Here is a 5532-nt window from a genome sequence, read left to right on the forward strand (position 1 = left end):
TTCTGCGGAATCTGCCGTAAAAGCGGAAGTATCAAGTCTCACACAGTAATGAAAGGAAGGTCTGGCCGTCGGAAGATGGCCGGACACTTCGTCAGTACGTTGAGTGAGCGACCGGTTTCGAAAGAGACCGAAAACAGTAACAGGTTTGAACTGAAGAGTTTGATCCTGGCTCAGATTGAACGCTGGCGGCATGCCTTACACATGCAAGTCGAACGGCAGCACGGGGGCAACCCTGGTGGCGAGTGGCGAACGGGTGAGTAATACATCGGAACGTGTCCTGGAGTGGGGGATAGCCCGGCGAAAGCCGGATTAATACCGCATACGCTCTGAGGAGGAAAGCGGGGGATCTTTCGGGACCTCGCGCTCAAGGGGCGGCCGATGGCAGATTAGCTAGTTGGTGGGGTAAAGGCCTACCAAGGCGACGATCTGTAGCTGGTCTGAGAGGACGACCAGCCACACTGGGACTGAGACACGGCCCAGACTCCTACGGGAGGCAGCAGTGGGGAATTTTGGACAATGGGCGCAAGCCTGATCCAGCAATGCCGCGTGTGTGAAGAAGGCCTTCGGGTTGTAAAGCACTTTTGTCCGGAAAGAAATCCTTTGGGCTAATACCCTGGGGGGATGACGGTACCGGAAGAATAAGCACCGGCTAACTACGTGCCAGCAGCCGCGGTAATACGTAGGGTGCAAGCGTTAATCGGAATTACTGGGCGTAAAGCGTGCGCAGGCGGTTCGCTAAGACAGATGTGAAATCCCCGGGCTTAACCTGGGAACTGCATTTGTGACTGGCGGGCTAGAGTATGGCAGAGGGGGGTAGAATTCCACGTGTAGCAGTGAAATGCGTAGAGATGTGGAGGAATACCGATGGCGAAGGCAGCCCCCTGGGCCAATACTGACGCTCATGCACGAAAGCGTGGGGAGCAAACAGGATTAGATACCCTGGTAGTCCACGCCCTAAACGATGTCAACTAGTTGTCGGGTCTTCATTGACTTGGTAACGTAGCTAACGCGTGAAGTTGACCGCCTGGGGAGTACGGTCGCAAGATTAAAACTCAAAGGAATTGACGGGGACCCGCACAAGCGGTGGATGATGTGGATTAATTCGATGCAACGCGAAAAACCTTACCTACCCTTGACATGTATGGAACCTGGCTGAGAGGCCGGGGTGCCCGAAAGGGAGCCATAACACAGGTGCTGCATGGCTGTCGTCAGCTCGTGTCGTGAGATGTTGGGTTAAGTCCCGCAACGAGCGCAACCCTTGTCCCTAGTTGCTACGCAAGAGCACTCCAGGGAGACTGCCGGTGACAAACCGGAGGAAGGTGGGGATGACGTCAAGTCCTCATGGCCCTTATGGGTAGGGCTTCACACGTCATACAATGGTCGGAACAGAGGGTTGCCAAGCCGCGAGGTGGAGCCAATCCCAGAAAACCGATCGTAGTCCGGATCGCACTCTGCAACTCGGGTGCGTGAAGCTGGAATCGCTAGTAATCGCGGATCAGCATGCCGCGGTGAATACGTTCCCGGGTCTTGTACACACCGCCCGTCACACCATGGGAGTGGGTTTCACCAGAAGTAGGTAGCCTAACCGCAAGGAGGGCGCTTACCACGGTGGGATTCATGACTGGGGTGAAGTCGTAACAAGGTAGCCGTATCGGAAGGTGCGGCTGGATCACCTCCTTTCTCGAGCTGGCGCGTCAGAAGTGTTGAGCGCTCACGCTTATCGGCTGTGAATTTGAAGACAGATACGCAGACAGACTCAGGGGTCTGTAGCTCAGCCGGTTAGAGCACCGTCTTGATAAGGCGGGGGTCGATGGTTCGAATCCATCCAGACCCACCACTGTTTCTGCGGTGGCTGCAGCTGACCGGTTGCCCCTGGGTAGTAAATGCGGATAGCGATTATCTGTGTATGACCGGGGGATTAGCTCAGCTGGGAGAGCACCTGCTTTGCAAGCAGGGGGTCGTCGGTTCGATCCCGTCATCCTCCACCAATCCTCAATGCCGGTTTTACTGCGGTAAATCTTGAAAAAGGTTTGCGGTGTAGTGAAACAGGCATTGGCGATTGAGCCAGTCAGTAAGGATACGCGGTTATAGCAACTGCGATATCGGCTGTCGTTCTTTAACAATCAGGAAGAAGTAGTAAAGAGATTCACGAAAGCATGCCTGGAGATGGGTGTGCGAGTAGGTGGATCAGGGTTGTGATTGTATCAGTGTATTTTTAAGTGATCGGAAGATCGCTTTGGAATACGGCGCAACACGAATACTCAACCTGTAGCGATTGTGTTTTGCAAGAGACACACCCGTTATAGGGTCAAGCGAACAAGTGCATGTGGTGGATGCCTTGGCGATCACAGGCGATGAAGGACGCGGTAGCCTGCGAAAAGCTACGGGGAGCTGGCAAACGAGCTTTGATCCGTAGATGTCCGAATGGGGAAACCCACTCCGAATGGAGTATCCATGACTGAATCCATAGGTCATGTGAAGCGAACGCGGTGAACTGAAACATCTAAGTAACCGCAGGAAAAGAAATCAACCGAGATTCCCAGAGTAGTGGCGAGCGAAATGGGACCAGCCTGTACTCTTTATCTTCATTGTTAGCTGAAGGCTCTGGAAAGTGCTGCCATAGCGGGTGATAGCCCCGTAAGCGAAAACAGCGAGGAAGAACTGGGTGTACGAGAAGTAGGGCGGGACACGTGAAATCCTGTCTGAAGATGGGGGGACCATCCTCCAAGGCTAAATACTCGTGATCGACCGATAGTGAACCAGTACCGTGAGGGAAAGGCGAAAAGAACCCCGGGAGGGGAGTGAAACAGATCCTGAAACCGCATGCATACAAACAGTCGGAGCCTTCGCAAGGGGGTGACGGCGTACCTTTTGTATAATGGGTCAGCGACTTACATTCAGTGGCAAGCTTAACCGATTAGGGCAGGCGTAGCGAAAGCGAGTCCGAACAGGGCGTTCAGTCGCTGGGTGTAGACCCGAAACCAGGTGATCTATCCATGGCCAGGATGAAGGTGCGGTAACACGTACTGGAGGTCCGAACCCACTAACGTTGAAAAGTTAGGGGATGAGCTGTGGATAGGGGTGAAAGGCTAAACAAACCTGGAAATAGCTGGTTCTCTCCGAAAACTATTTAGGTAGTGCCTCGTGTATCACCTTCGGGGGTAGAGCACTGTCATGGTTGTGGGGTCCATTGCGGATTACTACGCCATAGCAAACTCCGAATACCGAAGAGTGCAATCACGGGAGACAGACATCGGGTGCTAACGTCCGGTGTCAAGAGGGAAACAACCCAGACCGCCAGCTAAGGTCCCCAAATATTGCTAAGTGGGAAACGAAGTGGGAAGGCTAAAACAGTCAGGAGGTTGGCTTAGAAGCAGCCATCCTTTAAAGAAAGCGTAATAGCTCACTGATCGAGTCGTCCTGCGCGGAAGATGTAACGGGGCTAAGCAATATACCGAAGCTGCGGATGCACAGCAATGTGCATGGTAGGAGAGCGTTCCGTAAGCCTGCGAAGGTGCACTGGAAAGTGTGCTGGAGGTATCGGAAGTGCGAATGCTGACATGAGTAGCGATAAAGGGGGTGAAAGGCCCCCTCGCCGTAAGCCCAAGGTTTCCTACGCAACGTTCATCGGCGTAGGGTGAGTCGGCCCCTAAGGCGAGGCAGAAATGCGTAGCTGATGGGAAGCAGGTTAATATTCCTGCACCATTGTTAAATGCGATGGGGGGACGGATCGCGGAAGGTTGTCCGGGTGTTGGAAGTCCCGGTCCTTGCATTGGAGAAGGCGCTTAGGCAAATCCGGGCGCGGAATTCAAGGGTGCGAGGCCATTCACTTCGGTGAAGAAGCAACTGGAAGTGGTTCCAAGAAAAGCCTCTAAGCTTCAGTTTAACAGGACCGTACCGCAAACCGACACAGGTGGGCGAGATGAGTATTCTAAGGCGCTTGAGAGAACTCGGGAGAAGGAACTCGGCAAATTGGTACCGTAACTTCGGGATAAGGTACGCCCCGGTAGCCTGACTGGCCTGCGCCAGAAGGGTGAAGGGGTTGCAATAAACTGGTGGCTGCGACTGTTTAATAAAAACACAGCACTCTGCAAACACGAAAGTGGACGTATAGGGTGTGACGCCTGCCCGGTGCCGGAAGATTAAATGATGGGGTGCAAGCTCCTGATTGAAGTCCCGGTAAACGGCGGCCGTAACTATAACGGTCCTAAGGTAGCGAAATTCCTTGTCGGGTAAGTTCCGACCTGCACGAATGGCGTAACGATGGCCACACTGTCTCCTCCCGAGACTCAGCGAAGTTGAAGTGTTTGTGATGATGCAATCTCCCCGCGGCTAGACGGAAAGACCCCATGAACCTTTACTGTAGCTTTGCATTGGACTTTGAACCGGTCTGTGTAGGATAGGTGGGAGGCTGTGAAGCGTGGACGCCAGTCTGCGTGGAGCCGACCTTGAAATACCACCCTGATCTGTTTGAGGTTCTAACCTTGGCCCGTGATCCGGGTCGGGGACAGTGCATGGTAGGCAGTTTGACTGGGGCGGTCTCCTCCCAAAGTGTAACGGAGGAGTACGAAGGTACGCTAGGTACGGTCGGAAATCGTGCTGATAGTGCAATGGCATAAGCGTGCTTAACTGCGAGACCGACAAGTCGAGCAGGTGCGAAAGCAGGTCATAGTGATCCGGTGGTTCTGTATGGAAGGGCCATCGCTCAACGGATAAAAGGTACTCTGGGGATAACAGGCTGATACCGCCCAAGAGTTCATATCGACGGCGGTGTTTGGCACCTCGATGTCGGCTCATCTCATCCTGGGGCTGTAGCCGGTCCCAAGGGTATGGCTGTTCGCCATTTAAAGAGGTACGTGAGCTGGGTTTAAAACGTCGTGAGACAGTTTGGTCCCTATCTGCCGTGGGCGCTGGATATTTGAAGGGGGCTGCTCCTAGTACGAGAGGACCGGAGTGGACGAACCTCTGGTGTACCGGTTGTCACGCCAGTGGCATCGCCGGGTAGCTATGTTCGGAAGAGATAACCGCTGAAAGCATCTAAGCGGGAAACTCGCCTTAAGATGAGATATCCCCGGGGCTTCGAGCCCCTTGAAGGGTCGTTCAAGACCAGGACGTTGATAGGTCAGGTGTGTAAGCGCAGTAATGCGTTAAGCTAACTGATACTAATTGCCCGTAAGGCTTGATCCTATAACAGGTGTGTTTTGCGATGACCATCAGTGCTTCGGCACTCACGGACATCCCACCCCCGCAGGGGGCCGCAGACACCCAGGTTGAGATCAGTGTTGTGCCTCGAACAACACAGCCCGCCTGCTCTGGTGAGCATCACCAGAAACTACTTCTTCCCCGATTGGTTGTGCCGCCCCCCGGGCGACACGACAACAAGTCATGCCTGATGACCATAGCGAGTCGGTACCACCCCTTCCCATCCCGAACAGGACCGTGAAACGACTCCACGCCGATGATAGTGCGGATTGCCCGTGTGAAAGTAGGTAATCGTCAGGCTCCCCAGCAGCAACAGAAACCCCACCCCGA

General features: G+C 54.0%; 2 tRNA genes and 3 rRNA genes. All 5 read left to right on the forward strand.

The window, feature by feature from the left end:
- Positions 1 to 147 precede the first annotated feature (147 nt).
- Positions 148 to 1680: ribosomal RNA gene (locus HV770_RS37880) — 16S ribosomal RNA — on the forward strand.
- An 80-nt stretch (positions 1681 to 1760) separates the two neighbouring features.
- Positions 1761 to 1837 (forward strand) — tRNA-Ile (locus tag HV770_RS37885).
- A 75-nt stretch (positions 1838 to 1912) separates the two neighbouring features.
- Positions 1913 to 1988: transfer RNA gene (locus tag HV770_RS37890), tRNA-Ala, on the forward strand.
- A 318-nt stretch (positions 1989 to 2306) separates the two neighbouring features.
- Positions 2307 to 5187: ribosomal RNA gene (locus tag HV770_RS37895) — 23S ribosomal RNA — on the forward strand.
- 201 nt (positions 5188 to 5388) lie between these two features.
- Positions 5389 to 5502 (forward strand): 5S ribosomal RNA (gene rrf / locus HV770_RS37900).
- Together the 16S, 23S and 5S rRNA genes with 2 tRNA genes alongside form the textbook arrangement of a ribosomal RNA operon.
- Positions 5503 to 5532 lie beyond the last annotated feature (30 nt).

This window comes from Paraburkholderia fynbosensis, from assembly GCF_902859935.1.
Lineage (GTDB): Bacteria > Pseudomonadota > Gammaproteobacteria > Burkholderiales > Burkholderiaceae > Paraburkholderia > Paraburkholderia fynbosensis.